This window comes from Paenibacillus sp. FSL W8-1187 (assembly GCF_037965485.1).
GTDB classification, from domain to species: Bacteria; Bacillota; Bacilli; order Paenibacillales; family Paenibacillaceae; genus Paenibacillus_O; species Paenibacillus_O pasadenensis.
In genome coordinates this window covers 4,989,311-5,015,979 of sequence record NZ_CP150181.1, presented here as the reverse complement: position 1 = coordinate 5,015,979, position 26,669 = coordinate 4,989,311, and the positions used below count along the sequence as shown (strand labels likewise).

24 protein-coding genes and 1 tRNA gene are annotated in these 26,669 nt (G+C 66.9%); 14 read left to right on the top strand and 11 right to left on the bottom strand.

Annotated elements, in window-relative coordinates:
• Window positions 1-95: 95 nt before the first annotated feature.
• Window positions 96-314 (bottom strand): hypothetical protein, encoded by a 219-nt coding sequence (locus NYE40_RS21685; RefSeq protein WP_028599057.1) that lies wholly within the window; start codon window positions 312-314, stop codon window positions 96-98.
• A gap of 267 nt (window positions 315-581) precedes the next feature.
• On the opposite strand from NYE40_RS21685, the gene NYE40_RS21680 reads away from it, so the two are divergent.
• Window positions 582-1,979 carry an ATP-binding protein gene (locus tag NYE40_RS21680; RefSeq protein ID WP_028599058.1) on the top strand — a complete coding sequence of 466 codons (1,398 nt, stop codon included), beginning with the start codon at window positions 582-584 and terminating at the stop codon, window positions 1,977-1,979.
• A gap of 124 nt (window positions 1,980-2,103) precedes the next feature.
• Here NYE40_RS21680 and NYE40_RS21675 read toward each other — a convergent pair whose 3' ends face one another.
• Window positions 2,104-2,538 carry a universal stress protein gene (locus tag NYE40_RS21675; RefSeq protein ID WP_028599059.1) on the bottom strand — a complete coding sequence of 145 codons (435 nt, stop codon included), beginning with the start codon at window positions 2,536-2,538 and terminating at the stop codon, window positions 2,104-2,106.
• A 208-nt stretch (window positions 2,539-2,746) separates the two neighbouring features.
• On the opposite strand from NYE40_RS21675, the gene NYE40_RS21670 reads away from it, so the two are divergent.
• Window positions 2,747-2,822 (top strand) — tRNA-Thr (locus NYE40_RS21670).
• A gap of 95 nt (window positions 2,823-2,917) precedes the next feature.
• Here the strand turns inward: NYE40_RS21670 and NYE40_RS21665 are convergent.
• The 3 genes from NYE40_RS21665 to NYE40_RS21655 form a co-directional block, all read right to left on the bottom strand.
• Window positions 2,918-3,178 (bottom strand): YkgJ family cysteine cluster protein, encoded by a 261-nt coding sequence (locus NYE40_RS21665; protein WP_180968364.1) that lies wholly within the window; start codon window positions 3,176-3,178, stop codon window positions 2,918-2,920.
• A gap of 432 nt (window positions 3,179-3,610) precedes the next feature.
• Window positions 3,611-5,356, bottom strand: coding sequence for a hypothetical protein (locus tag NYE40_RS21660; protein ID WP_101807666.1), 1,746 nt, complete (start codon window positions 5,354-5,356; stop codon window positions 3,611-3,613).
• A 147-nt stretch (window positions 5,357-5,503) separates the two neighbouring features.
• Window positions 5,504-6,805 (bottom strand): AAA family ATPase, encoded by a 1,302-nt coding sequence (locus NYE40_RS21655; RefSeq protein WP_028599062.1) that lies wholly within the window; start codon window positions 6,803-6,805, stop codon window positions 5,504-5,506.
• 264 nt (window positions 6,806-7,069) lie between these two features.
• Here NYE40_RS21655 and NYE40_RS21650 point away from each other — a divergent pair, with 264 nt between their 5' ends.
• Both NYE40_RS21650 and NYE40_RS21645 read left to right on the top strand, forming a co-directional pair.
• Window positions 7,070-7,573, top strand: a complete 504-nt coding sequence (locus tag NYE40_RS21650; RefSeq protein ID WP_028599063.1) for a metallophosphoesterase — start codon at window positions 7,070-7,072, stop codon at window positions 7,571-7,573.
• Between the two features lie 160 nt (window positions 7,574-7,733).
• Window positions 7,734-8,627, top strand: coding sequence for a hypothetical protein (locus tag NYE40_RS21645; RefSeq protein ID WP_052333260.1), 894 nt, complete (start codon window positions 7,734-7,736; stop codon window positions 8,625-8,627).
• A 1,005-nt stretch (window positions 8,628-9,632) separates the two neighbouring features.
• On the opposite strand, the gene NYE40_RS21640 is transcribed toward NYE40_RS21645, so the two are convergent.
• Entirely contained in the window at window positions 9,633-10,583 is a 951-nt protein-coding gene (locus tag NYE40_RS21640) for an NUDIX domain-containing protein (RefSeq protein ID WP_339278939.1), read from the bottom strand.
• Between the two features lie 313 nt (window positions 10,584-10,896).
• Here NYE40_RS21640 and NYE40_RS21635 point away from each other — a divergent pair, with 313 nt between their 5' ends.
• Together NYE40_RS21635 and NYE40_RS21630 are read left to right on the top strand one after the other, a co-directional pair.
• A complete protein-coding gene (locus NYE40_RS21635) occupies window positions 10,897-12,702 on the top strand; it encodes an ATP-binding protein (RefSeq protein WP_052333141.1) in 1,806 nt (601 codons plus the stop codon).
• Between the two features lie 46 nt (window positions 12,703-12,748).
• Entirely contained in the window at window positions 12,749-13,816 is a 1,068-nt protein-coding gene (locus NYE40_RS21630; RefSeq protein ID WP_052333142.1) for an aromatic acid exporter family protein, read from the top strand.
• A 154-nt stretch (window positions 13,817-13,970) separates the two neighbouring features.
• On the opposite strand, the gene NYE40_RS21625 is transcribed toward NYE40_RS21630, so the two are convergent.
• The 5 genes from NYE40_RS21625 to NYE40_RS21605 form a co-directional block, all read right to left on the bottom strand.
• The gene (locus tag NYE40_RS21625; protein WP_028598552.1) at window positions 13,971-14,276 is read right to left on the bottom strand and encodes a hypothetical protein; all 306 of its coding nucleotides are present in this window, start codon (window positions 14,274-14,276) and stop codon (window positions 13,971-13,973) included.
• A 26-nt stretch (window positions 14,277-14,302) separates the two neighbouring features.
• Window positions 14,303-14,446, bottom strand: coding sequence for a hypothetical protein (locus tag NYE40_RS21620; RefSeq protein WP_228551716.1), 144 nt, complete (start codon window positions 14,444-14,446; stop codon window positions 14,303-14,305).
• 107 nt (window positions 14,447-14,553) lie between these two features.
• Window positions 14,554-15,153 carry a TVP38/TMEM64 family protein gene (locus tag NYE40_RS21615; RefSeq protein ID WP_028598553.1) on the bottom strand — a complete coding sequence of 200 codons (600 nt, stop codon included), beginning with the start codon at window positions 15,151-15,153 and terminating at the stop codon, window positions 14,554-14,556.
• A 16-nt stretch (window positions 15,154-15,169) separates the two neighbouring features.
• Complete coding sequence (locus NYE40_RS21610; RefSeq protein WP_101807768.1) at window positions 15,170-16,384, bottom strand: MFS transporter; 1,215 nt, start codon at window positions 16,382-16,384, stop codon at window positions 15,170-15,172.
• On the bottom strand, window positions 16,347-17,513 hold the full coding sequence (locus NYE40_RS21605; RefSeq protein WP_339280093.1) for a glycosyltransferase: 1,167 nt from the start codon (window positions 17,511-17,513) through the stop codon (window positions 16,347-16,349). Before NYE40_RS21605 ends, NYE40_RS21610 begins: the two co-directional genes overlap by 38 nt.
• Window positions 17,514-17,592: 79 nt before the next feature.
• Here NYE40_RS21605 and NYE40_RS21600 point away from each other — a divergent pair, with 79 nt between their 5' ends.
• The 8 genes from NYE40_RS21600 to NYE40_RS21565 all read left to right on the top strand — a co-directional run bounded on the left by NYE40_RS21600 (window position 17,593) and on the right by NYE40_RS21565 (window position 26,660).
• Window positions 17,593-17,982, top strand: a complete 390-nt coding sequence (locus NYE40_RS21600; RefSeq protein ID WP_339280110.1) for a hypothetical protein — start codon at window positions 17,593-17,595, stop codon at window positions 17,980-17,982.
• Window positions 17,983-18,167: 185 nt separating this feature from the next.
• Window positions 18,168-18,725, top strand: a complete 558-nt coding sequence (locus tag NYE40_RS21595) for a hypothetical protein (RefSeq protein WP_339278938.1) — start codon at window positions 18,168-18,170, stop codon at window positions 18,723-18,725.
• 381 nt (window positions 18,726-19,106) lie between these two features.
• A complete protein-coding gene (locus tag NYE40_RS21590) occupies window positions 19,107-20,081 on the top strand; it encodes an aldo/keto reductase (protein WP_028598555.1) in 975 nt (324 codons plus the stop codon).
• 385 nt (window positions 20,082-20,466) lie between these two features.
• A complete protein-coding gene (gene glpX, locus NYE40_RS21585; RefSeq protein ID WP_028598556.1) occupies window positions 20,467-21,447 on the top strand; it encodes a class II fructose-bisphosphatase in 981 nt (326 codons plus the stop codon).
• A gap of 194 nt (window positions 21,448-21,641) precedes the next feature.
• Window positions 21,642-22,916, top strand: a complete 1,275-nt coding sequence (locus tag NYE40_RS21580) for a glyceraldehyde 3-phosphate dehydrogenase NAD-binding domain-containing protein (RefSeq protein ID WP_339278937.1) — start codon at window positions 21,642-21,644, stop codon at window positions 22,914-22,916.
• Between the two features lie 142 nt (window positions 22,917-23,058).
• Window positions 23,059-23,274, top strand: coding sequence for a GapA-binding peptide SR1P (locus NYE40_RS21575; RefSeq protein ID WP_339278936.1), 216 nt, complete (start codon window positions 23,059-23,061; stop codon window positions 23,272-23,274).
• A complete protein-coding gene (gene ppdK / locus NYE40_RS21570) occupies window positions 23,271-25,955 on the top strand; it encodes a pyruvate, phosphate dikinase (protein WP_339278934.1) in 2,685 nt (894 codons plus the stop codon). Before NYE40_RS21575 ends, ppdK begins: the two co-directional genes overlap by 4 nt.
• A 36-nt stretch (window positions 25,956-25,991) precedes the next feature.
• Window positions 25,992-26,660, top strand: a complete 669-nt coding sequence (locus tag NYE40_RS21565) for a helix-turn-helix transcriptional regulator (RefSeq protein WP_043111202.1) — start codon at window positions 25,992-25,994, stop codon at window positions 26,658-26,660.
• Window positions 26,661-26,669: the final 9 nt, after the last annotated feature.

Sequence of the window (26,669 nt, the reverse complement as noted above, 5' to 3'; positions counted from 1 at the left end):
AGAGACGCGCCCTTGACCTTCTCTACAAAAAAAGCTGCGCTCCGACGACGGAGCGCAGCTTTTTCGGTTGGGGACGGATGGGCGGAGGCGCCGGCTCAGCCGACCTCCAGGTACAGCTTCGTTCCGTCATTGTATTGGAAAATCGCCACGTCGCGGCTCATCTCGACGGAGGCGATCCGCTTCCAGCGCTTGCGGAAATCGAAATTGAGCTCGTATTCCTTGAGCTTGTCGGGCAGCAGCCGAACCGCTTCTTCTTGTCCCGGGGGGTAGAAGACGGGAACGGATCGGTTCTTGTAGGTGATGGACTTCATCATATCGGCGATGCACCCCCTTGGGGAAATAGTTCTTCTTTTCTCTTATTCTACATTAAACGGATTAAAAGAATATGAAAGATTCGGGACATTTTTCTACTTGCAGCCGTTCGGTATGAGTCTTCTTGCCTATTTCTTCGACAAATTACGCGGAAAATTGAGGTCTATCGATAGAAAAAAGCCGGATTCGGCGGCGAGCGGACGATCGGAGTGTTGCAATGCCGGCCAATCCTGTAAAATAGCGGTATTACGGTTGCCCAGGAGGCCAAGGTGGCGTTTCTCAAAGTATTCTTCACGAATATCAGCCTGCTCGTCACAATCGCCTATCTGTTCAATCTCGGGTACAAGCTGTTCTTCCATCGCATCCGTCCGGCCGCGCAGCAGGCGGCCGCGGCGCTCGTCTTCGTCGCATCCGGCATCCTGACGATGCTGTTCGGGCTGCAGCTGAGCGACGAGGTGCGGTTCGACCTGAGGCAGGTTCCGCTGCTTCTGGCCGTGCTTGCGTTCCGCTCGCCTTGGGCGGTCGGGCTGATCGGCGCCGGCATCGGCGCGGGCCGGCTGCTGTTCGGCATCGCTCCCGCCGCCTGGGCCGGCGTCGGCAACATGCTCATCCTCGGCATCGCGGGCGCGCTGGCCAACGTCTGGTTCCGCAAGCGGCGCCTTTCCTACCCGGTCCGGGCGACGATCACGATTCTAGGCATCAATCTGCTGAACGGCATCAACATTTCATTGTTTGGCGTCATTCCGTTCGAGGTCTACTGGAGCCGCTTCTTCCCGCTGACGTTCCCGCTTTCCGTCCTGCTGAGCGGATTTTTCGTCTATATGATCCGCGATTTCAGCAAGGAGCAGGAGCGGATGAAGGAGCTCGGCGTCAAGAACGACACGCTCCGCCTGCAGACCGAGGAGCTGCAAGCGGCCAAGCACGAGCTCGAGGAGCAGGCGGTCCAGCTCAAGCTCGCGTCCAAGTACAAGTCGGAGTTTTTGGCCAATATGTCGCATGAGCTCAAGACGCCGCTCAACAGCATCCTGCTGCTGTCGGAGCTGATCGGCGACAACGAGGACGAGCGGCGGACCGTGGAAGAGCGGAGGCATGGCGCGATGATCCATGCGGCCGGCCGCGAGCTGCTGCAGCAGATCGAGGATATCCTCGATCTGTCCCGGGTGGAGGCCGGCAAGCTGTCGATCCAGATCGAGCCGCTGTCGACGCTGGAGCTGATGCAGTCGCTGCAGCTGCAGTTCGAGCCGCAGGCGCGGCGCAAGGGGCTCCGCTTCGACGTCGAGGTCGACCCGGAGGCTCCGGAGCTGCTGCTGACCGATCCGCTCCGGATCCGCCAGATTCTGCGCAATCTGCTGGCCAACGCGATCAAGTTCACCGATGCGGGCGGAGTCGCCTTGGCGGTGCGCGCGGAGCCGGCGGCCGATCGGACGCCTTGGCTGCGGTTCGACGTCGTGGACAGCGGCATCGGCATCGAGCCGGACAAGCATGAGCTGATCTTCGAGGCGTTCCGCCAGGCGGACGGCGCCGTCACCCGCACTTATGGCGGAACCGGGCTGGGGCTGTCCATCAGCCTGCAGCTGGCGGAGCTGCTCGGAGGCCGGCTGGAGCTGGAAAGCCGCGCAGGCGGAGGGAGCCGCTTCTCGCTCGTGCTCCCGGCCCGCATGAACTAGCTTCCGATTGGCCGCGCCGAACGCTGCGATCCGCCTCGTCCTCCGTGGACGCAGGCGCGGCAAGAGGCCGCCTCCGAGAGACGGAGGCGGCCTGTTCGCCTGTTGCGTTTTATTTGAGGCGGGTTTATTTCACGACCAGCACCGGCACTGGGGCATGCTGCGTCACATAATGGCTGACGCTTCCGGTGAACAGCTCCTTGAAGCCGCCTTTGCCGTGGCTGCCGACGACGATCAGGTCCGCGCCGCGCTCCTTCGCGAGTCCGACGACCCGTTTGCCGGGATCGCCGTCGGTAATCATCACTTCAATCGGCATGTCGGTCGCGGAGGCGATGATCGTCCGCGCCTCGGCCGCGACGGTCTCGGCTTCGAGCCGCATCGATTCCGCGCCTGCCGGCGGCGACGCGGCTACCGCCTCGCCGATGATGACCGGCGCCGCATTGAAAGCATGGACGACCTCGAGCATCGCCTTGAAGGTGGAGGCCAGCTCGATCGCCGAGCGCAGCGCTCGCACCGATTGCTCCGAACCGTCGTAACCAACCAAGATTTTGGAATAGGGCATTGCCATACGCCTCCGATCAGATAGTCTTTCTTTTTCTTTTTACCCCAACAGGATGGCCATCAATCTCGGACAAAAAACCGTCACATTTACAGGGGCGGCAAACATTCGACAAGCGCTTGACATTATTCGCGTGATTCGGTATTCTATAAAAGTCGCCGCTGACGAAATGGATTGGACAAGCGCGAGGCGGACGACATGAAAATGGCTTGCTGATGTAGCTCAGCTGGTAGAGCAACGCATTCGTAATGCGTAGGTCGGGGGTTCGAATCCCTTCATCAGCACCATTCACTTTACATGCAAGGATTCATTCCCTTCGCAAAAACGTTGCTTTCGGCCTGTACCGGGAGCGGCGTTTTTTTATTTTGTCTGGAAACGAGCCTCAGCTCTTCGGCGCGGTCGCCCGCTCCAGCCGCCCAAGATAGCCGAGCGCATGCTCGCGGCTGTCTCCGCACATCTCCGGCTCGGGCAGCAGCTCCGAGCAGACGGCGGGCCGCTCCGGCCGGCCGAAGAGGGCGCAGCGCAGATCGGGCAGCAGCTGCGGACAGGGCATGCCGGCCGGCTTGCCCTGCGGCAGGCCGGGAATCGGCGAGGAGATGGAGGCGGCGATGCAGCATGCGGCGCATCCGTTTCGGCATTGCATAGCGGGTTCCTCCTTGGCATAGAGTAGATCAAGGCTGGCTCTCTTTCGAACGCCGGCTGAAGGCCGCGTTTTTGGAAGCGCTTAATCGGGTATTGACGCTAAACCGGTCGAGCAAGTTGCTGCTGCCAGGTCTGATCGGGCGCGTTCCCGGCCATACTGACAGCAGGAAGCCATGAACCGAAGGAGAGATGCGCCATGATACGGAGAGAAGGACAGCTGTGGATCGGCCTGCTCAACGGCTTGGCGCTGGCGCTGCCTTTTTGGGCCGCTTGCGTCGCCTGGCTGGTCGTGCATTTCGGCTGAGAGCGGAGGCTTTTCCGAATCGCTGCCTAGGGGCGGCGCCAGCCCATCCTGCACGACCTCTGTTTCCCGAATTATTCAGGAGCGCGTACCGTCCCGGCCGGGACGCGCTCCTTTTTGCTGCGCCTGCCGCTAGCGGCGGCGCGCGGCAGCCTCGGGCGCGCGCCGCTCGGGAGCGAACACGTCCAGCAGCAGGCCCGCTGCCGCAGGATCGGCGCCTTCCCAGACGGCGGCGAAGCGGATCCGGTGAGAGACGCCGGCGATGTCGTACGGCCGGGCCAGATGCTGGCGCGGCGAGCCGAGGATCAGCGTATGGAGGCGGACGCCTCTGCGCTGGGCCAGCGTCGCCAGCCGCTCGCGGTACGGGGGCGTCACCTCGCCGACGCCGTCGGTGAGCAGGACGAAGTCGGCGGCGGCGAAGCCGCGCGCGCCTTGCACGAGCTCGATGCCGCGCGCGATCGGCGCGTCGAAGTTCGTGCCGCCGCCGTAGGCGAGCCGCGAGAGCTCGTAGAATTTATCCCAGTCGGGGCGCTGATGATGCAGGCGATGCTCCAGCACCTCGCCCTTGGCGCCGAACAGCAGCAGCGTGAAATCGCGCCGCTCGCCGAGCGTGAAGGCGGCGAACGCCGCCGTGAACGCCTGCGCGAGCCGGAGCTTGGCCCCGCGCATCGAGTGGGAGGTGTCGACCATGCAGATGACCGGTCCGCGCTGCGGCTCCTCCTCGCGTCCCTCGGGCGCGTAGGTGAGCAGCTTGCGGTCGAGCCAGCGCATGAGGAAGTACGGCTCGTAGTCGGGGTCGGCGAGCAGGCTCGCTTCGGACGGCAGCATGCGGGCGATGTCGCCCGACAGCTCGAGGCCGCCGCGCGCCTCGGGAGCGCGGCGGGACGCGGCCTGCTTGCGTGCGGCCTTGAACGCATGCAGCTGGCGTCCGACCTCCTCGAGGAAGGCGAGCAGCTCCTTGTGGCCGCGCAGCCGCTCGACCCACAGGGCGTACTGCTCGTACGTCTGGCGGCGGAGCCGGCCGAGCTCGCTGCCCCAGCGCCGGTTCGCCAGCCGCTGGCTCGCCTGCAGCAGCGCGTGGATGCCGCCGCTGTCCGCCTCCGCGCGGCTCAGCGAGCCGCGCAGCGAATCGGCCAGCCAGCCGCCGAGCTCGTCCTCGAGCCGCTGCATCGCCGCCGCCTCCCGGGCGGTGACGCGCGCGAGCCGCCGCTCCTGCTGGCCGAGCTCCTGCTCGGCCTTGGCGAGCTTGGCGCGATGCTTGTCGCGGCGCACGAAGTCGGTGCGCATCGCCTCGCGCAGCTCCTCGACGCGGCGGCGCAGCGCGGCCAGCTCCTCGAGGTCGAGCGGCCGCGCGTCCAACGCGCGCTGCTTGTCCTCGGCGGCGCTTTTGCCCTGCTGCAGCCGGTAGCCGACGAGCTGCAGCTGCTGCAGCTGCTTGTCCGTCAGCCGCTCGCGCAGCTCTCCGGACGCCTCCTCGCCCCCGGAGCCCTTTTCCTGCGGGCCGGCGCCGGCGATCGGCCGTTTTTCGCGCTCGCGCTTGCGGGCTTCCTCCTCATACGATTCCGTCAGCCACATGAGCGCCTTGAGCGCGGTCTTGAACGAAGCGTTGACCTCGTGCACGGTGCGCGGATGGATCTCGCGGTAGTAGTGCTGGCGGCGCAGGGCGGCCAGCATCCAGCGATGGAACGGATCGCCGCCGGCCGGATGCTCGAAGGCGGGATCGGGCAGGTAGAAGCTCATGAAGAAGTCGGCGAACAGCTCCAGGTCGAACCACGGCACCTGCCGCTCGGCTTCCCGCATCCACTCGCGCGCGGTGCGGGAGGAGCGGACGAAGCCGTCGAACTGGTAGCGGTCGACGCGCGCGCAGCGGATGAGCATGCGGATTCCTCCTTGTCGGTCGGACGGGTGGTCGGGCAGGCGGCAAGCGGACCGGCGTTCGGTCGCGCACGCGGACGGTCGGTACACGGGCGGTCGGACGGTCGGGCAGGCGGACCGGCATGGCGCGCTGCAGCGCGGGCCTGCGCGCTACAGCGTGTAGTCGTAGGCGATGCCCGGGATGTCCTTGTCGAACAGGCTGCGGTAAAGGCCCTGCACCTGCTGCAGCAGCTTCTCGCCCTGGATGCGCAGCCGCGTAAAGCGGACGGCGTATTCGTCCGCATGGAGGACGAACACCGACTGCGCGGCGATCCATTCGGGGAGCTGCTTCTCCCGCTCCTGCCAAGCGGTCAGCCGGCCCTGCAGCGAGCGGGCGGCGTCCTCGAGCTCGGCGCGGGCTTCGTCCAGCTGGCCCTTGAGCCGCTCCGACTGGCCCGCGCCGAGCGAGCCGCCGACCTCCTTGCGGAACTGGAAGCCGCTCAGCTCGTCCTCCTTGTCCAGCCAGCGGCGCAGCGTCTCGCGGTAGGACGGGAGCGGCAGCTCCTTTTCCAGCTCCTTGGCGAGCAGCTCCTGCCAGGCTTCCGCGAACAGGCCGCGCAGCTCCTCCAGGTCCTCGGGAAAGTCCCACAGCAGATGCGGCGTCAGCACCGTATCCCAAACGCTGACCTCGTCGCGGCCGTGGATCGCCGCGCTGATCTGCCAGGTGCGGCCGATGCGGCGCCAGCGGCGGTCGGAGAGCACGTATTCCTTTTCCTCGAGCAGCGTCTTGAGCCGGAACAGCAGGACGAGCACCGGCTCCGGCAGGCGCGCCTCGCGGGCGCGCTCCTGCACCTGCTTCAGCACGGCGGGATCGAGCAGCGCCGGCGGGGGGCTGTCGGGAGCCTGGAACATGCGCTCGAAGCTCGCGATCTGCTGCAGGTAGCGCGTCTCGTAGCGGAACAGGAAGCGGTCGTACAGCGCGGCCAGCCCTTCCTGCTCCTCGGGCAGCTCGTTGGAGGCGGCGATCAGCGTCAGCAGCGGCACCGGCTGCGCCTCCGCGCCGTTGTGGAAGCGGCGCTCGTTGAGCAGCGTGAGCAGGGAGTTCAGGATGGCGCTGCTCGCCTTGAAGATCTCGTCGAGGAAGGCGACCTCCGCGTCCGGCAGGTATCCCCGCGTCTGGCGGATGTAGCGGTCCTGCTTGAGCTGCTGGAGCGACACGGGGCCGAACAGCTCGTCCGGCGAGGTGAAGCGGGTCAGCAGGTAGTCGAAGCTGCGGCTCGTGCCGAGCAGCGCGGCGGCGGCGCGGGCGAGCTGCGATTTGGCGGAGCCGGGAGGCCCGACGAGCAGCAGGCTTTCGCCGCTCATCATGGCCAGCAGCAGGACGCGGATCAGCTCCTCGCGTTCCTGGAAGCGGTTCTCCAGATGGTGCATCGCTTCGCGCAGCTTGTTGGTCAAGGCGATCGTTGAGGTCATGGCGGCGGAAGGCCTCCTTCACGGCGATGTTTCCGCGCATATGCGGTGCTTCCATTGTACCAAACCGCCGGGCTCCGCACGAATGGGCCGGGGGAAGGGGAGCGGCGCCGCCGCGAAGCGCTTGATCCGCGCGCTGTCGTCGCCGCCCGGTCCGCACAATGGGCGCGGCGCCGCAGCTGCCGGTTCATGGACGATCGCCGATGTGATAAGCTGGAGGAAGCAACGATTACGCCGGCCTGGAGCCGGCACGGAGGGGGAAGCCGCATGAGAATCGGACTCGTGTCCGACACGCATCTGAGCGGGGCGGCGGCAAAGCTGCCGGATGAGCTCGTGCGGGGCCTGCAGGGAGTCGAGCTGATCCTGCACGCGGGAGACTGGACGCATGAGCGGGCGGTCTTGCTGCTGGAGCGGATTGCGCCGGTGGACGGCGTCGCCGGCAACAACGACGGACCGGAGCTGGCGCGGCGCTTCGGCCGCAAGCGGCTGCTGGAGCTGGGCGGCTGCCGGATCGGCATCGTGCACGGCGACATCGGCTGGGGGCGCTGGACGGAGCAAAAGGCGCTTTCCAGCTTCGAGGAGGAGCGGCCCGACCTGATTCTTTTCGGCCACTCGCATACGCCGTACCGCAAGCAGCACGGCCCGTCGCTGCTGTTCAATCCGGGCTCGCCGCTGCAGAAGCGCCGCCAGCCGCGCTATTCGTTCGGCCTGCTCGACATCGAGGGCGGACGGCTGCGCGCGGAGCATGTGTATTACGACGATCGGAGCTGAGCGGAGAGGCCGACGGGCGTAAAGCAGGCGAGGAGTCGAGCGGAATATCGGAGGAGAGGGAGCTGGGGAGAGGCGGGCGGGCAGGCACATGCCCGCCCGCCGCGTCATATCCTAGGGAAAGACGCCGGGCATGCAGACCCGCCTCATGGGAGGATTTCCAATGATCATTCCGAATTTTCCGAACGACCTGCTCGAGGAGCATCTGCGCTGGCACCATGCCAACCATGTCAGCGACAACGACAATCCCCCGATCGGCTGGGGCGACCGCTTCCTGAACTTCCACCGCCAGTACATCCGCAAGGTGCTGAGCTGGTATCAATCCCAGGGCTACGACATGAGCCTCGTCCAGCCTTGGACGTCCGTGCCGCAAGGCATCCGCATGAGCCGTTGCTACGACCAGAACGCGGAACGCAGAATTCTGCAGCAGCCGCAATCGTTCGCGACGGCCGACGATCTGGGCCGCTTCATCGAGCGGCTCCATGCCTGCATGCACGACGCCGGCTCCGACGTGCTGAACGAGCCGCTGCTGCAGGATCTCGACACCGCTCCCCGCTCGACGTATTTCTACAACATCCATGGCATGATCGACAACTGGTACTCCAATTGGGAAAGGCTCCAGGGCGGCGGCCAGACGCAGCCGCCCTGGGGCGGGGGCGGGGGAGCGCCGTTTCCGGGAGGCGCCCCCGGTGGCTTTCCGGGCGGATTTCCCGGAGGCTTTCCCGGCATCGGCCCGTTCGGCGGCCGGCCTGGGCTGTCCGGCTTCGGCGGTCCTGTGCCGGGGCAGGGAGCGGCGTTCCCGCTCCCTGCCGGCGCCGGCGGAGCGGCCGCTGCGGCCGCCGGCCCGAGCGGCAGCGTGAACGCCGTGCCGGAGAAGCCGGCCGGCGGCCGCTCGCGCAAGGCGGCGGCGGGCGGCGCGCGCAAGGCCGCGAAGGGCGGCGCTCGGCGGCCGGCGCGGGGCTCCGCCCGCAAGGCGGCGCCGGGCTCGGCGCGCAAATCCGCGCGCGCCGGGCGCTCCGGCGCGCTGAAGCCGAAGCGCCGCGGCCGCCGGCGTTGAGGGAGAGGTGCCGGCGGCGGCCGTCGCTGCGCGCGGTGCTGCGGCCGCCGCGCCGCGTGCAGCGGGCTGGCGTGCCGCGCCGGTTCGGCGCCAATGCGGCAGAAGCCAAACGGAAGGAAGGCGAGCTTGCTCGTCTTTCGTTCCGTTTGGCTTCTTTATGTTGCGGATGGATCGGCCGAATGGGCGGAGTCCGCGGGAACCAAGGCACAAATGTGCCTTGGATTTGCCGAATGGGCGGAGTCCGCATCAACCAAGGCACAAATGTGCCTTGGATCGGCCGAATGGGCGGAGTCCGCGGGAACCAAGGCACAAATGTGCCTTGGATTGGCCGAATGGGCGGAGTCCGCGGGAACCAAGGCACAAATGTGCCTTGGATTGGCCGAATGGGCGGAGTCCGCGGGAACCAAGGCACAAATGTGCCTTGGATTGGCCGAATGGGCGGAGTCCGCGGGAACCAAGGCACAAATGTGCCTTGGATTTGCCGAATGGGCGGAGTCCGCGGGAACCAAGGCACAAATGTGCCTTGGATCGGCCGAATTGGCGCAGTCCGCGGGAACCAAGGCACAAATGTGCCTTGGATTGGCCGAATGGGCGGAGTCCGCGGGAACCAAGGCACAAATGTGCCTTGGATGCCGAATGGGCGGAGTCCGCGGGAACCAAGGCACAAATGTGCCTTGGATCGGCCGAATTGGCGCAGTCCGCGGGAACCAAGGCACAAATGTGCCTTGGATTGGCCGAATGGGCGGAGTCCGCGGGAACCAAGGCACAAATGTGCCTTGGATCGGCCGAATGGGCGGAGTCCGCGGGAACCAAGGCACAAATGTGCCTTGGATCGGCCGAATGGGCGGAGTCCGCGTCAACCAAGGCACAAATGTGCCTTGGATCGGCCGAATGGGCGGAGTCCGCGTCAACCAAGGCACAAATGTGCCTTGGATTGGCCGAATCGGCGCAGTCCGCGGGAACCAAGGCACAAATGTGCCTTGGATTGCATTCGGCTTGCTTTGCCTAGGCTTTGCCGCCGGCCTCCGCCAGTTGGAGCAGCCGCCGGAACAACCCGGCGTAATAGCCGTCGTGCCGTGGGACGAAGTGCTCCGCCCGTACAGCGAGGCTCGCCGCTACCAGCGCTGGCGCTCCGTCGCCCGCATTCGCGTCGCCGCCGTCCTTGCCGCATTTTGCACTCCCGGCGTCCCTGCCTTCGGCACTCCAACCGTCGCCCGCATTCCCGTCGCCCGCATTCCCATCGCCAGCACTCCCGCCACCACCGCCTCCGGCACTCCTGCCGCCGTCCGCATCCTCGCGGCCCCCGCCTCCGGCACTCCTGCCGCCGTCCGCATCCTCGCCGCCCCCGCCAACGGCACTCCTGCCGCCGTCCGCATCCTCGCCGCCTCCGCCAACGGCACTCCTCCGGTCGCCCTCGCCGCCCGCACTACCGCCGCCCGCCAGCTCGGCGCCTTCCGCCCTCAGCTCGCTGAGCTCGCCTTCGAACAGCCGGATCATGCCGCGCAGCGGCGCCTCGTAGACGCCGAGCACCTCCTCCGGCTGCAGCCGCAGCGACAGCGGACGCCGCTCGCAGCGGAGGGCGTACTCCTCGCTCCGCTCATGGTCGATGAACGGCTCGCCGCCCGCGCTGCCGATCGCCCTGGCCTCGCTCCAGCCGAGATAGGCGAGCTCCTCGAACGCCGCGGCGATGCCGAGCTCCTCCTCCAGCTCGCGCACGGCCTCCCGCACCGTCTCGCCCGCCGCCAGATGGCCGGCCGCCGAGATGTCCAGGAAGCCCGGATACGTGTCCTTGCCGAGCTGCCGCTTTTGAAACAGCACCTTCGGCTCGCCGGAGCCGATGCGGTACACCCAGCAGTGAAAGCTGCGATGCCGCAGGCCGAGGCGATGCACGTCCCGGCGCGAAGCGGTGCCGACCGGCATCCAGCTTTCGTCGTAGATGTCGAATTGTTCTTCCATCCGGATCCGCTCCTTTTCTCATAGCCCTAGATCGACGTGCCGGCAATCCCGCAAACACGCCCTAGTGTACGCGAGCCGGGCGCGAAATTCCAGCCCGCTCCGGCTGTAAGCGCGCCGAAATCGCGGAAGCGGTTTCTGAAAGCGCCTCCCATCCGGCATGAAAAGGATTTTCTTTCCTGCCGTCGAATTGGGTGGAAAGCCGCAGCAGGACCGGCTCCTCGAACCGATCTCCGTCAAGGAGGCGCGCGCCCGTTCCTGGCTGCGAAAAAGAGCTCCGGCAGAAAGAGAGATGAATGGGGGAGGACCCATTTACATGAAACCATACCTGACGATCGACCATCTGATTTACCTCCTGCTCGCTTTTATCATCACGACGTTCTCCTCGTACACGATGCTGAGCATGACAGGGGGGCTTCAGCGCACTCGGCCCGGCCGCTTGTTCTGGCTCACCGGAGCTGCGGCCGTGTTCGCGCTCGGCGTCTGGTCGATGCACTTTGTCGGCATGCTCGCCTATGATTACGTCATGACCGTCGGCGCGCTGACGGTCCTGCCGCTGATCGTCACGACGATCAGCGCGCTGTTCGCGCTGTCCTTCCTGCTGCGAGGCGGCCATCCCGCCTCCATCCTGCGCCAGCTGACGGCGTCGTCCATCCTGACGGCCGGGGTGCTGCTGCTGCATCTCATGGGCCTGCTGACCCACCGCCTCGGCCATTTCCGCGTCGATCCCATCTACATCTCCGTCGGAGCGCTGTGCTTCTTGAGCGCGACCGTCGCAGCCCTCCATCTCCACGCCAAATACGGCGGAAAATTCCGCCCGCTGTGCAGCCTGCTGCTGGCATGCGGCACGCTTGCCCTTCATGTGCTGTCCCTCGCCGGGACGACCGTATCGAGAACGATGTCGCCGCCGGACTACCGGCTGGACGATTACGTCATGCTCATGGGCCTGCTGCTCGCGCTGGCCGCGATCGTCATTTTCGCCTTCAGCATCATCGCATGGGTGGCCGACCGCCGCTACGGCCTCATCAACGAGCGGTACCGGCTCATCGTCGAGAACTCGATCGACACGATCGCCGTCATCAGCGGCTCCAATTGGGAATTCATCAATCGCTCGGGCCGGCGCATGTTCGAGATCCAGAACGAGTCGGAGATGGTCGGCCGCTCGGTCTACGAATTTCTTTACTCCGGCCATCACGAGCGCATGAGCGCCTACCTGCGGCCGACCTTGCGCCGCAGCGGCAAGGAGAGGAGACGAGGGGAAAGCCCTCCGATCGAGCTCGATTGGGTAACCGTCAAGGGACGGCTCATCAGCACGGAAGTCATCCTTTCGGAATCGACCTTCGTCGGCAAGCCGATCGTCGTCGTCATCATCCGCGACATCTCGGAGCGCAAGAAGAACGAGGAGCTGCTCATCAACTCCGAGAAGCTGTACGTCGCGGGCCAGCTCGCGGCCGGCATCGCCCACGAGATCCGCAATCCGCTCACCTCGCTCAAAGGCTTCCTGCAGCTGATGGCGAGCGGCCGCTCTTCCTCTGCCGGTTATTTCGACATCATGAAGTCGGAGCTGAGCCGGATCGAGACGATCGTCAGCGAGCTGCTCATGCTGTCCAAGCCTCAGGTGTACGAGATGGACTTCGCCGACGTCCGCGTCATGATGCTCGACACGGTGCTGCTGCTGGAGTCGCAGGCGGCGCTGTACGGCATCGAGATCAAGGCGGACTACGGCGACAATCCGCTTTGGATCTACGGCGTCGATTCGCAAGTGAAGCAGGTGTTCATCAACGTGCTGAAAAACGCGATCGAGGTCATGCAGGACGGCGGCGAGATCGGCATCGGCCTGCGCCGGGAGGACGGAGAGGCCGTCATTTCCGTCATCGACCGCGGACCCGGCATCGACGAGGAGCAGCTCGCCAAGATGGGGCAGCCGTTCTATACGACCAAGGACAAGGGCACTGGACTCGGTCTTATGGTATCCTATAAAATTGTGGACAATCATAAAGGACGGATCCGCGTCTCCAGCGAGCTCGGCATCGGCACGACGTTCGAGATCCGGCTGCCCTGCCGCAGCCACAACGCGCGCAGCTCGTTCCGGGAGCCCGAGGCTCCCGCCTCGGCCGGCTGAGGCGGCTGTCCGCTATTTTGCGCGAATCCAAAGGAGGCCCCGCACCATGACGATAGGCGCCCGCGTCCTCAAGACGGGCATGGCCGTGGCGCTGGCCATTTATTTGAGCGGCCTGTTCGGCTTCGTCAATCCGATTTTATCGGCCGTATCGGCCATCTTCACCCTGCAGCCGTCGATCTTCCGCTCGTGGCAGCAGGTCAGCGACCAGTTCCAGACGAACCTGCTCGGCGCGGCGATCGCGCTTGGCGCGGTGCAGCTCATCGGCAACTCGCCGATCACCGTCGGCATCGTCTGCATCGCCGTCATCCTCATCAGCATCAAGCTCAAGATGGAGGCGACCGTTGGCCTGACGCTCGTCACCGTCGTGGCCGTGATGGAGGCCAACTCCACCGGCTGGATGTTCGCCGTGGAGCGCTTCCTGCAGGTGCTGACGGGCATGGGGGCGGCGTTCGCTGTCAACGTGCTCATCTTTCCGCCGAGTCCGCGCCGCCAGTTCCACGATCTCGTGCATCAGAGCTACGCCCAGCTGTCGCTGCTGCTGCGCACGTCGATCTCCGACGAGATGAGGGAGCAGGTGTACAACGCGGAGAAAGACAAGCTTCAAGGCACGATCGGCCGCCTCGAGGAGCGCTTCAAGGTGCTCGAGGACGAGCGCAGCTTCCGCGCGTCGAGCCGGGCGGAGAGGGCCCGCCAGCTGCTGCTGGCGAGGCAGCTGATCCGCGTCGTGAACAAAGGCGCCGATCTGCTCGAGGTCGTCGAGGAGCATTATTTCTCCGCGCCGGGCGCCGAAGCCTGGGCCGGACGGATGGACGCCCAGATCGAGGAGCTGACCAAGTACCACGAATTCCTGCTGCTCAAGCTCGACAACAAGGTCAAGCCCGGCTCGTTCAGCCAGGCGGAGTCGATTACCGGCTCGAGCCTGGCCCGCCAGCTGACGGACTACCTGCGGGACAATCCGGAGGAGCATCGCCGGCTCGTCTTTGTCGCCTCGGCGCTGTTCGAGTACGGCTACCATCTGCGTCGCCTCGAAAAAGTGATCGAGCAGGTGCAGACGCGCGAGGCGGAAGGCGCCTCGAGCCGCTGGCAGATCTTCCCGCTGCGCGGCAAGGATTAAGCGGCGGGCGGAGCTTCGGCTAGCCGCGAAGCCTCGCTGCGGACATGCCGCCCGGATGCTTCCGGCTGTGCAGCCGCCAAAAAGGCGCATTCCGTATAGACGGAACGCGCCTTTTTTGACGTATGGCGAGAGCGGGCCCAAGCGGGCGCCGGGCCTACTCGTCGCCGCGATGCTCTTTGTGCTTATGGCGGCGCGGATGCTGGAGATGGTTCTCCGGATCGTTCGCGCCGTCATGCGGAATCTCGCGCGGGTCGGTGTGGCCCGCGTGATGGTTGCTGAATTCAAGCTCGGTCAGCTTCCATTCCGTCGAGCCCCACATCGGGTCGGCCGGAAAGACGTCTCCGCGCTGCAGCTTCTCCTCGCGTCCCCATTGGTTCGTGTAGACGCCGTCGACCTCGACATGCTCGCCCGAGACCGGTTCCATTTCGTTGTGGACGGGGTTGTCCTCGTTCCTGCTCATCAAGCTTTCCTCCTGTTCCGGGCCGGCTAGACGCCGTGCTTCTTGACTGCCGCGGCGTCGGCGTCGGACTGACGCTCGCTGGCCTGGGCTTTGCCGCGGCCGGAGCGGTCGGCTTGCGACTGCGCCTTGCGCGCGGACAACTGCTTGGCGGACGGCTGCTCGCCTGACATGGCCATTCTCCTCTCGGCATTGGACTGCCTCAACAGTGTGCCGCCGGAGGGGCTGTCCTATAAGCGGGCGGAGCAGGCAACTTTCGGCAGCGCCGGGACGGCGGCCGCTACTTGGCGAGGTAGCGCATCTCGAGCTTCTTGCCGCCCAGCCACATCGCAACGACGACGACGGCCGCCACGGCGATGCGCCAAGGCGCGAGCTCGCCGATATTGAAGCTGAGCAGCGAGATGATCATGATCATGACGGCTTTGCCGAGCAGCACGGCGAGCAGGAACGTGCGCAGCGGCAGCGAGCTCAGGCCGGAGGCGATGTTCACCAGCACCGACGGGGAAAAGGGAAAGCAGCTGAGCAGGAACACCGGCGTGAATCCGCGGCGCTCCAGCCAGTCGAAAAACTTGCCGGCGCGAGGGAAGCGCCGCTCCAGCCACATGCCGAGGCCCGAGCCGAACGAGCGGGCTATGGCGAACACGCAGATGGACCCGGCGCTGACGCCGATCCACGAGTAGAGGAAGCCGAGGCCGAGGCCGTAGATGTTGGCATTGGCCGCGATAAAGACGAACAGCGGCAGGAACGGCAGGAACGCTTCCGCGAACGGCAGCAGGATGCCGGGCAGCGGTCCGTAGTGGGAAAGCTGCTGCAGCGTATGCTCGAGCTGCTGCAGGTTCATGTTTTTGAGTTGGCTGAGCCACTTCTGGACGTGGTTCATGGAAAAAGCTCACAACCTATTCCGGTGGATTAGTGCGGCCGTGATCGGCTTCCGCGAGAGGCAGGAAGCCGTAGCACAGCCCGATGAGTCCGAACAGCAGGGCGCTCAGCCAGACGACGAACGGCTCGCCGCGCCAGGTGGCCGCGAGGCCGCCGGCGACGGGGCCGATCATGCCGCCGACGCCCTCCACTGTGCTCAGCATACCCCAGCCGAGCCCTTTCTGGCTAGGAGGAACATAGGCGGCGAGCAGCGCGTTCCAGGCGGGCAGCACGGCGGCGTAGGACAGGCCGAGCAGGGCGGCCAGCGCCAGGCACAGCCCGAAGCCGCGCGTGAAGGAGAGCGCGTACAGCGAGGCCGCGACAGCGAAGAAGCCGACGACGAGAAACCAGCGCCGATGGCGGCTGAGCCGGTCGGACAGCCTGCCCATCGGCAGGAGCATGCCGATCGTCAGCACGCCTCCGGCCGTGAGCAGCAGCGAGTACTGGGCGCCGCTCAGCGCCAGGCGGTCCGTCGCGAACGTCGGCAGGACAGTGACGAGCATGCCGGCGACGGCAGTCTGCAGCACCATGCCGGGCAGCAGCAGCCGCATCGCCTGCAGCCGCTCCCGGAGCACCGGCAGCTGCCGGCGCAGCGGCACATGCTGCGGAGCGTCCGCTCCGGTGCGGCCGCGCAGCAGCAGCGAGAGGGCCGTAGCGGCGGCGACGGCTCCGAGCAGCAGCAGATAGGCGGCGCCGCTGCTGAAGTCGAGCACGATGTTGCAGACGATCGGCCCGGCGCCGAGGCCGCCGAGCCAGATGGCATAGAGCGTGCCCATTTGCGAGGCTCGCTTTTCTTCCCTGACCTGGGTGAGGCAGACGATCCAGATCGGAGAGATGCCGACGCCGTACAGCGCGGACGCCGCGATGAACAGCCACGGCGCATGCGCGAGCGGCAGCAGCAGGATGCCGGCGAGCGAGGCGAGCATGCCCGCGAAGACGACGGCCCGGATCGAATGCCGGTCCAGCCAGTAGCCGATGCCGAGCTTGAGCGCCGTGTCGGTCAGATAGTGGGCGGCGATCGCCGCTCCGACCGTCCCCAGCGTCAGGCCGAGCGTATCGGTGCCGTACAGGGGCAGGAAGCTGACCAGCGCCGCCCCGCGCGCGAATTCGACGAGCAGCAGGACGGCGGCGAGCAGCGGGAGCTGGGAGCGGCTTCTAGCTTCGGAGCGCAGCAGCGATGGTATTGCCTTCATCCGAGGTTCCTCCTTGAACGGAGCTTGGCCGGATCGGCCGTTCTTTTCCAGTATACCCCTCGAGCCGCTGCAGCAAATCGTCGGCGATCCGTCCGGCGCCGTCCGGCCGGCCAAGCGCTCCCGTCCGGCGCGCGCTTTCCTTAAGACGCTCCGGGTCGTCCAACAGTTTCAGCACCGCTTCGACGAGCGCATCCGGCGTGCGGACGACGGCGGCCGCGCCCAGGCGCGCCGCGTAGGCCGCGTTGCGGCGCTCCTGGCCCGGTACGGGGCGGTAAAGCACGAGCGGCACGCCGGCCGCCAGCCCTTCGGCGATCGTCAGCCCGCCCGGCTTCGTCACGAGGCATGCCGCATGCAGCATCAGCTCCGGCAGCTCCTCGACGTAGCCGAGCACATGCAGGCGGCCCGAATCCGGGCGGCCGGCGAAGCGGCGGCGGGCGTCGCGCGCGAACGCCTCGTTGCGGCCGCAGACGAGCGCGAGCTGGACCTGCGGCCGCTCCGCGAGCAGCCGGCCGCAGGCGGGCAGCAGGCCGCCGAGGATGCCGGCTCCGCCGCCCATGAGCAGCACGAGCGGCAGCTCGGGATCGAAGCCGCGACGCGCCAGCGCGGAGCGGTCGGAGCCGCGCCGGCGCGCGTCGAAGCCGGGCCTGACCGGGATGCCGGCGAAGCAGACGCGCTCCTCGGGCACGCCGGCGGCGAGGAGCTCGCTTTTCATTTCCTCCGAGGCGGCGTAGTAGCGGTCGATGCCGGGGTGGACCCAGCGGCGGTGCAGGTCGTAGTCGGTGACGATCGCGGCCGTCAGCGCGGGACGGTCCGGCGATCCGGCGGGCGGTCCGGGAAAGAGCGGGAACGTATGCAGCACGAGGTCGGGCCGCTCCTCGCGCAGCAGCTGCCGCAGGCGCCTGCGACCGGGGGCGTGCAGGACGGCGGCGAGCGCCGAGCCCGGCGCCGCGAGGCGCGTGCGCTCGTACAGCCAGCCGTACACGCCGGGGAAGAGGCGGTAGCTGCTGCGGTAAAAGCAGCGAGAGAGGGCGTTCAGCAGCGGGTGGGCCTCGGCCATCAGATCGACCATTCGAATCGGGCCGCAGCCTCGTTCGGCGAGCTGGGCGCGGATGGCTTTGGCGGCCTGCAGATGGCCGTCGCCGTAGGAGGCGTACAGCAGCAGCGCCTTCGGCTGGCGGCGGAGCGAGCGGGACGGCGAGGCCGGGAGCGTGGGCGGAGCAGCCGCTCTCGCGGAACGCTCGGCGGCAGCTGGAGCGGAGAGCGGAGCGGAGGGCGGAGCAGACGCAGGAGCGGCAGAGGGCGGGAGCGTGGGCGGAGCAGGCGCTCTCGAGTCACGTTCGGCGACAGCCGGAGCGGGGGGCGGAGCGGACGCAGGGGCGGCAGAGGGCGGGAGCGTGGTCGGAGCAGGCGCTCTCGCGGCACGTTCGGCGGCAGCCGGAGCGGGGGGCGGAGCGGACGCAGGGGCGGCAGAGGCCGAGAGCGTGGGCGGAGCAGGCGCTCTCGAGTCACGTTCGGCGACAGCCGGAGCGGGGGGCGGAGCGGCAGAGGGCGGGAGCGTGGGCGGAGCGGACGCCGGAATGAGCGCCGAGCTTGAGTGAGGCGCGCGAACAAGAGATGCAGCGGATTCCAAGGGCGCGGCAGAAGCGGCGGACGAAGCGGGGGTTCGCAGGAACCGGAAGCGCAGGGCCATTTCGTTCAGAGCTCCTTTCCGGATGGAAGAAGTCGTTCGGCAGAGCGGCAGACACGGCGACGGCCGGGGATACGGCCAATCCAGGGCACAAAAGTGCCTTGGATTCAAAAATCCGCTGCGGATGGGTCGATCCAGGGCACAAAAGTGCCTTGGATTCAAAAATCCGTCGCGGATGTGTCGATCCAGGGCACAAAAGTGCCTTGGATTCAGAAATCCGCCGAGGATGGGCCAATCCAGGGCACAAAAGTGCCTTGGATTCAGAAATCCGCCGCGGATGGGTCGATCCAGGGCACAAAAGTGCCTTGGATTCAGAAATCCGCCGCGGATGGGTCGATCCAGGGCACAAAAGTGCCTTGGATTCAGAAATCCGACGCGGATGGGTCGATCCAGGGCACAAAAGTGCCTTGGATTCAGAAATCCGCCGCGGATGGGTCGATCCAGGGCACAAAAGTGCCTTGGATTCAGAAATCCGCCGCGGATGGGTCGATCCAGGGCACAAAAGTGCCTTGGATTCAGAAATCCGACGCGGATGGGTTGATCCAGGGCACAAAAGTGCCTTGGATTCAAATTCGACGCGGAGGCGGCAGATCGGCGGCAGCCGCGCCTCTTCAGCCTAGCTTCGCCATGTTAGCGGAGCGTCATCGGCATTGAACGATTTTGTTAGTCGCAACCGCTCTCGTTTCATTTTCGGAACGGTATATTGGAAAAAAGCATGATAAGGGGTTCCCATGAGCAATGATTGGGTTCCTGTCGAAGCAAAAAGCTGCTGTGCAAGAACGAAACGCGAGGGCGCTGGCAGGACGGGGCGTTCGTCCGCAGGTCGGCGGCTTCAAACCACTTCCCTATCGTCTATATCTGGTCTATCAATAACCGAGGCAATAGTAAACGTTGCCTTGCAGCCGCTAAAGCCGACTTTCTTGAGTCGACTGTTCGTCCATCGGCATGCAGCGATTTTTTTCCGCCGCCTCTTTCGTTCAGGTATACTGGTAGAGCAATTCATTTCTTGCGTCTGGAAGGGAGTTCGAAGGACAGATGGAGTACACCAAGCTTGGCCGCTCGGGGCTGCGGGTCAGCCGCCTCTGCCTGGGCACGATGAATTTCGGCGTCGGAACGGATGAAAAGGAAGCGTTTACGATTATGGATGCCGCGCTGGATGCGGGCATCAACTTTTTTGATACGGCGAACATCTACGGGTGGGGAGAGAACTCCGGCCGCACGGAGGAGATCATCGGCCGCTGGTTCGCGCAAGGCGGCGGCCGCCGCGAGCGCACCGTGATCGCCACCAAGGCTTACGGCGACATGAATGATCCGCTTGACGGGCCCAACGGCGAGTCGGGCCTGTCGTCGTACAAGCTTCGCCGTCATCTGGAAGGGTCGCTGCGCCGCTTGCAGACCGATCACATCGAGCTGTACCAGATGCATCACGTCGATCGCAGCGCCAGCTGGGACGAGCTGTGGCCGGCGTTCGGCGACATGCAGGCGCAGGGCAAGATCGGCTATGTCGGCTCCAGCAATTTCGCGGGCTGGGATCTGGCGGTCGCCCAAGGCGAGGCCAAGGCCCGCGGCGTGCTCGGCCTCGTTTCCGAGCAGCACAAGTACAATCTGCTGACCCGCCTGCCCGAGCTGGAGGTGCTGCCGTCCGCACAGGCGCATGGCATCGGCATCATTCCGTGGAGTCCGCTTGACGGCGGCCTGCTGTCCGGCAACATCCGCCGCGGCGAAGCGGGCCAGCGGAGCGGCGACAACCGCTCGGATCGGCATCGCGAGCAGCTGGAGGCTTACGGCCGCCTATGCGACGAGCTCGGAGAGACCGAGGATCTCGTGTCGCTGGCCTGGCTGCTCCATCAGCCGGCCGTCACGGCTCCGATCATCGGCGTCCGTACGCTGGAGCAATTCGAGCGCTCCCTGCGGGCCGTCGAGATCAAGCTCGACGAGAGCACGCTCAAGCGCATCGACGAGATCTTCCCCGGCCCGGGCGGACAGGCTCCGAAAGCCTACGCCTGGTAAGGATATGCGGCCGACAGTTCTTGCCTGATCAGGGCTCTGTCTCCTAGACAAGGAGTCCTCGTTTGCGGCGATCAGGATGGACGGGCTCTACCAATAAAGACCGAACAGAAGGAAGCCGGGCTTCCTTCTGTTCGGTCTTTATTCGTAGATAAGGCAGCTTGCCTGCCTGGCTGTTGGCTATGCTGAGAGCTTTTTTGCAGGCTAAGCTCGTTTCCTTTCCTTCATCGCCTGTCTAAATAGTACGCATAATAAAATCATCCATCGCCTATTGTGACTCATATATAATATGTGTTACATTATATCCGGAAGATCCCTCCTGGCGGAGCAAGAAGCAAGAAGCGAGGGGCGAGGAGCTAAATCGGCAAGCATGCGAAAGGATGAGGGCATGGAACGCGAATTGGCGCTTGAAGTGGTGCGGGTGACCGAGCTGGCCGCCTTGGCCTGCTCCCCGTGGATCGGGCGGGGCGACAAGATGATGGCCGACGGTGCGGCGACGGAGGCGATGCGGAGGATGTTCGGCTCGGTCTCGATCCGCGGACGCGTCGTCATCGGCGAAGGGGAGATGGACGAGGCGCCGATGCTCTATATCGGCGAGGAGCTCGGCGTCGGCAGCGGCCCGGAGGCGGATGTGGCCGTCGACCCGCTCGAAGGGACGGAGCTCGCCGCGCGCGGCCTCAACAACGCGCTGTCGGTGCTGGCGCTCGCGCCGCGCGGCCAGCTGCTGCATGCCCCCGACATGTACATGCAGAAGCTTGCGGTCGGCCCTGCGCTCGCGGGCCGGCTGCGGCTGCAGGATCCGCTTGCGGCGACCATGCGCAAGGCGGCGCATGAGCTCGGCAAGCCGCTCTCCGAGCTGACGGTGTCGCTGCTCGAGCGGGAGCGGCATGCGCCGCTGCTCGCCGAGCTGAGGGCGCTTGGCGTACGCGTCCGGCTGCTGACCGACGGCGACGTGGCCGGGGCGATGGCGCCTTGCTTTCCCGAGACGGGCGTCGATCTGTACGTCGGCTCCGGCGGAGCGCCGGAAGGCGTGCTGGCGGCAGCAGCCGTCAAATGCCTCGGCGGCGAGCTGCAAGGCCGCCTGCTCCCCGAGGGAGAGGAGCAGCTGCGCCGCTGCGCCGCGATGGGCATCGCCGATCCGTCGCGGGTGCTGCGCATGGAGGATCTGGTCGGCACGGGCGACGTCATCTTCGCCGCGACCGGCGTGACGCAGGGAGATTTCCTGGACGGCGTGCGCGAGCTTCCGGGCCGGCTCGCCACGACGCACTCGGTCGTCATGAGAGCGGCGACGCGCACGGTGCGCTTCATCCAGACGCGCCATGACCTGTCGCTCAAAGCCGCGATGCGCAGCGACCAGGCGCTCGGGTAAGCGCCGGCCGACTCTGGACCGACTGCCATCCAGCGGCCGCCGGGCCCGCCTCTGCGGCGTCCACCGGGCGACGCCATGGCCATTCGCCGAATTCGGCTCGAGCCCGGACATCTCCGCGGGAGAGCTGGATGCGGCTTTCCCTTACCTTATAAGGCGTCATATTTATAATTATACGTCATAAAGGAGCTGCTTTCATGCGAATCGCCATCAACGGCACAGGAAGAATCGGCCGTCTCTGCATCCGCCGGCTGCTGGACCTCGCGGATGGCTCGGAGCTCGAGCTCGTCGCCGTCAACACGACCTGCACCCCCGACATGCTGGTCCATCTGCTGGAATACGACACCGTGCACGGCCGCTGGCCGGGACGGGTGAGGACGGACGGCGGAGCGCTGGTTCGGCTGGAGGCCGACGAGCGGCTGGATCGAACCGGGATCCCGCCCGGACGAAGCTCCTCCCCGCAGCCGAGCAGCCGAATCGACTCTGCGCCTGAGCGGAACCCGTCCACGCAGAACCGAATCGAGCCCGCATCCGATCGGAACTCGTCGCCCCAGAACCGGCTCGAGCCCGCATCCGAGCAGAGCTCGTCGCCCCAGAATTGGATCGAGCCCGCGCCTGAGCGGAACTCGTCGCCCCAGAACCGGATCGAGCTCGTATCCGAGCGCGACCCGTCCCGGCTGCCGTGGAGGCGGCTCGGCATCGACCTCGTCATCGACGCGACCGGGGCGTTCACCGATCGGGCGGGCATGGAAAAGCACCTCGAGGCGGGAGCGGGACGCGTCTTGCTCACTTCTCCGGGCGAAGCCGACCTGACCGCCGTCATGGGCGTCAACGACGAGCGTTTCGACCCGTCGGTCCACCGCTTCGTCTCCGCCGCCTCCTGCACGACCAACTGCCTTGCCCCCGTGCTCAAGGCCATGCACGAGGCTTTCGGCGTCAGGGGCGGCTGGGCGACGTCGATCCACGCCTTCACGAGCGACCAGAACCATCTGGACAACCCGCATCGCGACTGGCGCCGGGCCCGCTCCTGCGGCGCCTCCATCGTCCCTGCCGCTACCGGCGTCTCCAAAGCGCTGCGCGAGGTGCTGCCGGAGCTCGCTCCCGTCATCCGCGGCTCGGCGGTGCGCGTTCCCGTCGCCGACGTGTCGCTGCTGCAGCTGCAGCTCGAGCTGGGCGCGCCGGCAGCGGCGGACGAGGTCCGCGAGGCGCTGCGCGAGGCGGCTGCCGGACCGCTCGCGCCGTATGTCGGCTACGCCGACCTGCCGCTCGTGTCCGCCGACTACATCGGCTGCGACAAGTCGGCGGTCGTCGACGGACCGAGCGTGCTGGCCCGCGGCTCCTCCGTGCAGCTGAGCGCCTGGTACGACAACGAATGGGGCTACGCCTGCCGGGTCGTCGACCTGGCGGCGCGGATCGCGGAGCGTGCTTCGGCCGCTGGCCGGCTCGGCGGCGCGCAGGCCGTCCGCGTCTAGCGGCGCCACGGACGCCATTGACCTTCAGCCGCATTGACCTTCGACGCGATCAACATTCAGCCTCGCGAATCGTTCCCTTCCCATAGCTGTCGCTGCGCCAAGATGCCCGTTCAACCCACGACTTCATAAGGAGATGGACCCTATGAAAAACGGATTAGCCGCTGCCGAAGGCAGCCTGGACTACGGACTCATTTTATGCCCGAGCTGCAACGAGATCGTCGATACGCTTCCGACGAATCGGGTCAAAATCTTCCACAGCCTTTGCGACTCGCCGCGATGCCGGGAGGCTGCCGCCGATTCCGGCCTGAACTACGCGCCGCCGACGCGCCCCGCCGCCGGAGAGGGGGAGCGCCCATGAGCGCCAAGCGCGTCTATGCGTTCGAGGAAGGCCGCGCGGACATGAAGCAGCTGCTCGGAGGCAAAGGAGCGGGCCTGGCGGAAATGACCGCCGCCGGCGTGCCGGTTCCCCCCGGCTTCACCGTCACGACGGAAGCATGCCGGGATTACGGCCGCTCCGGCGGCATGCTGGAGGAGCCGCTCTGGGCGGAGATCCGCGAGGCGCTGGCGGTGCTGGAGGAGCGCGGCGGCCAGCGGTTGGGCGACCGCGCCGACCCGCTGCTCGTCTCGGTGCGCTCGGGAGCGGCGGTGTCGATGCCGGGCATGATGGATACGATCCTCAACCTCGGGCTCAACGACGAGACGGCGGAAGGGCTGGCCGCCGCCACCGGCGACGAGCGCTTCGCCTTCGACTGCTACCGCCGCCTCATCGCCATGTTCGGCCAGGTCGTGCTCGGCGTCGACGGCTGGCGCTTCGAGCGCCTGCTGGAGGCGCGCAAGGAAGCGGCGGGCGTCGAGACCGACCAGCAGCTCGAAGCGCAGCATTGGCGCGCGCTCGTCCTCGACTACCAGCAGCTCGTGCTCCGGCAGGCCGGCCGCCCGTTCCCGCAGGACGTGCTGGAGCAGCTGCGGCTGGCGGTCGAGGCGGTGTTCCGCTCCTGGGACAACCCGCGCGCCCGCGTCTACCGAAGCGTCAACCGCATCGACGGCTCGGGCGGGACGGCGGTGACGGTGCAGCGCATGGTGTTCGGCAACAAGGGCGCGGACTGCGGCACCGGCGTCGTCTTCACCCGCGACCCGTCGACGGGGGAGCCGGGCCTGTATGGAGAGTTCCTGCTGAACGCGCAGGGCGAGGACGTCGTCGCCGGCGTCCGCACGCCGCAGCCGATCGCCGCGCTCGCCGCGGCGCTGCCGCAGGCGCATGCCGAGCTGGAGCGCTGGGGCCGGACGCTGGAGGAGCGGTACGGCGACATGCAGGACATCGAATTCACGATCGAGCGGGGCGTCCTGTTCCTGCTGCAGACCCGTACGGGCAAAAGAGGCGCCCAAGCCGCGCTCCGCATCGCCGTCGATCTCGTCTGCGAAGGAAGGATCGCTCGCGAGGAAGCGGTGCGCCGCGTGGAGCTGGCGCATCTGGAGCAGCTGCTCCATCGCGGCATCGACGAGTCGGCCGCCGGACAGCCGCTCGCCAAGGGCTTGCCGGCGTCGCCGGGAGCGGCGATCGGCCGGGCCGTGTTCGACGCCGATACGGCGGAGCGCTGGAGCCGGGACGGACAGCCGGTCATCCTCGTGCGTCCCGAGACGACGCCGGACGACATCCACGGCGTGCTCGCCGCCGAAGGCATCCTGACGAGCCGCGGCGGCATGACGAGCCATGCGGCGGTCGTCGCGCGCGGCATGGGCAAGCCGGCCGTCTGCGGCTGCGAGGCGCTCGCGGTCGACGCTGAGGCGAAGCGGCTCGCCGTGCGCGGCGGCGGGGCCGAGGCGATCGCCGAAGGCGACTGGCTGACGATCGACGGCGGCACGGGCCGCGTCATCGCGGGCCGCATGCCGCTGCGCGAGCCGGCCGTGACAGAGGAGCTGCTGCAGGTGCTGCGCTGGGCCGACGAGCTGCGGCGGCTGGAGGTGCATGCCAACGCCGATACGCCGGAGGACGCGCGCGCCGCGCGCCGGCTCGGCGCGCAGGGCATCGGGCTGTGCCGCACGGAGCATATGTTTTTCGCTCCGGAGCGGCTGGCCGTCATGCAGCGGATGATCGCCGCCGAGACCGACGAGGCGCGGGAGGCGGCGCTGGCGCAGCTGCGGCCGATGCAGCAGGCCGACTTCGAAGGGCTGCTGGAGGCGATGGATGGCTTGCCGGTGACGATCCGGCTGCTCGACCCGCCGCTGCATGAGTTCCTGCCGGGCCGCGAGGAGCTGCAGCGCAAGCTCGAGGCCGCCCGCGAGGGCGAGCGCGCCGAGCTGGAGGCGCTGCTGCGCCGCTCGGATGCGCTGCGCGAGGCCAACCCGATGCTCGGCCAGCGCGGCTGCCGGCTCGGCATCATGCATCCGGAGATTTACCGGATGCAGGCGGAGGCGCTGTGCCTGGCGGCAGCGGCCTGCGCGGAGCGCGGCGTCGACGTGCGGGCGGAGATCATGGTCCCGCTCGTCGGCGAGGCGGCGGAGCTCGGCCTGCTGCGGGCCGAGGTCGAGGCCGTGGCGGAGCGGCTGCTGCCGGAGGCGCTGCGGCGCGAGCGGCCGATCCGCGTCGGCACGATGATCGAGGTGCCGCGCGCCGCGCTGACGGCCGGGCGGATCGCAGAGCATGCGGACTTCTTTTCCTTCGGCACGAACGACCTGACGCAGATGACCTACGGATGCAGCCGCGACGACGCCGAAGGCAAGTTCCTCGCGCGCTACGTCGAGCGCCGGCTGCTGCCGTTCAATCCGTTCCAGGTGCTCGACGAGGAGGGCGTCGGCCAGCTCATCCGCATCGCCACGGAGGCGGGGCGCGCCGCGCGGCCGGGCCTCAAGGCCGGCATCTGCGGCGAGCACGGCGGCGAGCGCGACTCGATTTTCTTCTGCCACGAGATCGGCCTCGACTACGTCAGCTGCTCGCCGTACCGCATCCCGATGGCGCGCATCGCGGCCGCCCAGGCCGCTCTTGCCAGGCCCGGCCGGGACGCCGCTTCTTCCGCTCTTGCGGACGCTTTGCCGGTGTGAAATCGTCCTGCCATCGGTTACAATGGATGGTAGAACATGAAGCGAGCGGAGGGAAAGGCGATCAAACTATCGACGAGGCAAAAGAAGATCGTAGAGACGGTCCGCCGCCGCGCGCCGATCACGGGCGAGCAGATCGCCGAGCTGCTCGGAGTGACGCGCCCGGCGATCCGCTCCGACCTCGGGCTGCTCGTCATGCTCGGCTATCTCGACGCCAAGCCCAAGGTCGGCTATTTCCTCGGCAGCCGCGACGAGTCGGAGCGCGCCGCGGACTCCAGCGCCGCTGCCGCGCTGCTGCCCGTGCGCGAGGTGATGGGCGTGCCGGTCGTGCAGCGCGAGACGGCGACGGTGAGCGATGCGGTCGTGACGCTTTTTCTGGAGAATGTAGGCAGCCTCACCGTCGTCGACGAAGCCGGCCGGCTGGCGGGCATCGTCTCGCGCAAGGATCTGCTCAAGGTCGCCCTCGGCAATCCGCAGGCCTCCTCGATGCCGCTCGGCCTCGTCATGACGCGGCTGTCCAATCTGGCGACGGTGACGCCGGAGCAGACGGTGCGCGAGGCGATGGCGGTCATGATCGCCCGCGAGATCGACGGCCTGCCGGTCGTGCGGCCGCTCGGGGACGGGCCGGAGGCGGGGCTGGAGGTCGTCGGCCGCATTACCAAGACGACCGTAACCCGGCTGTTCTACGAGGCGTCGGCGGAAAGCTAGGAGGAGGCG

Excerpts from the sequence above, each read along its gene's own strand:
- NYE40_RS21630 (WP_052333142.1), top strand. The coding sequence starts at position 12,749 with ATGACGATAGGCGCCCGCGTCCTCAAGACGGGCATGGCCGTGGCGCTG.
- NYE40_RS21590 (WP_028598555.1), top strand. The coding sequence starts at position 19,107 with ATGGAGTACACCAAGCTTGGCCGCTCGGGGCTGCGGGTCAGCCGCCTC.
- NYE40_RS21575 (WP_339278936.1), top strand. The coding sequence starts at position 23,059 with ATGAAAAACGGATTAGCCGCTGCCGAAGGCAGCCTGGACTACGGACTC.
- NYE40_RS21685 (WP_028599057.1), bottom strand. The coding sequence starts at position 314 with ATGATGAAGTCCATCACCTACAAGAACCGATCCGTTCCCGTCTTCTAC.
- NYE40_RS21650 (WP_028599063.1), top strand. The coding sequence starts at position 7,070 with ATGAGAATCGGACTCGTGTCCGACACGCATCTGAGCGGGGCGGCGGCA.
- NYE40_RS21640 (WP_339278939.1), bottom strand. The coding sequence starts at position 10,583 with ATGGAAGAACAATTCGACATCTACGACGAAAGCTGGATGCCGGTCGGC.
- glpX (WP_028598556.1), top strand. The coding sequence starts at position 20,467 with ATGGAACGCGAATTGGCGCTTGAAGTGGTGCGGGTGACCGAGCTGGCC.
- NYE40_RS21625 (WP_028598552.1), bottom strand. The coding sequence starts at position 14,276 with ATGAGCAGGAACGAGGACAACCCCGTCCACAACGAAATGGAACCGGTC.
- NYE40_RS21620 (WP_228551716.1), bottom strand. The coding sequence starts at position 14,446 with ATGTCAGGCGAGCAGCCGTCCGCCAAGCAGTTGTCCGCGCGCAAGGCG.
- NYE40_RS21565 (WP_043111202.1), top strand. The coding sequence starts at position 25,992 with ATGAAGCGAGCGGAGGGAAAGGCGATCAAACTATCGACGAGGCAAAAG.
- NYE40_RS21660 (WP_101807666.1), bottom strand. The coding sequence starts at position 5,356 with ATGCTCATCCGCTGCGCGCGCGTCGACCGCTACCAGTTCGACGGCTTC.
- NYE40_RS21645 (WP_052333260.1), top strand. The coding sequence starts at position 7,734 with ATGATCATTCCGAATTTTCCGAACGACCTGCTCGAGGAGCATCTGCGC.
- NYE40_RS21665 (WP_180968364.1), bottom strand. The coding sequence starts at position 3,178 with ATGCAATGCCGAAACGGATGCGCCGCATGCTGCATCGCCGCCTCCATC.
- ppdK (WP_339278934.1), top strand. The coding sequence starts at position 23,271 with ATGAGCGCCAAGCGCGTCTATGCGTTCGAGGAAGGCCGCGCGGACATG.
- NYE40_RS21615 (WP_028598553.1), bottom strand. The coding sequence starts at position 15,153 with ATGAACCACGTCCAGAAGTGGCTCAGCCAACTCAAAAACATGAACCTG.
- NYE40_RS21635 (WP_052333141.1), top strand. The coding sequence starts at position 10,897 with ATGAAACCATACCTGACGATCGACCATCTGATTTACCTCCTGCTCGCT.
- NYE40_RS21655 (WP_028599062.1), bottom strand. The coding sequence starts at position 6,805 with ATGACCTCAACGATCGCCTTGACCAACAAGCTGCGCGAAGCGATGCAC.
- NYE40_RS21610 (WP_101807768.1), bottom strand. The coding sequence starts at position 16,384 with ATGAAGGCAATACCATCGCTGCTGCGCTCCGAAGCTAGAAGCCGCTCC.
- NYE40_RS21580 (WP_339278937.1), top strand. The coding sequence starts at position 21,642 with ATGCGAATCGCCATCAACGGCACAGGAAGAATCGGCCGTCTCTGCATC.
- NYE40_RS21675 (WP_028599059.1), bottom strand. The coding sequence starts at position 2,538 with ATGCCCTATTCCAAAATCTTGGTTGGTTACGACGGTTCGGAGCAATCG.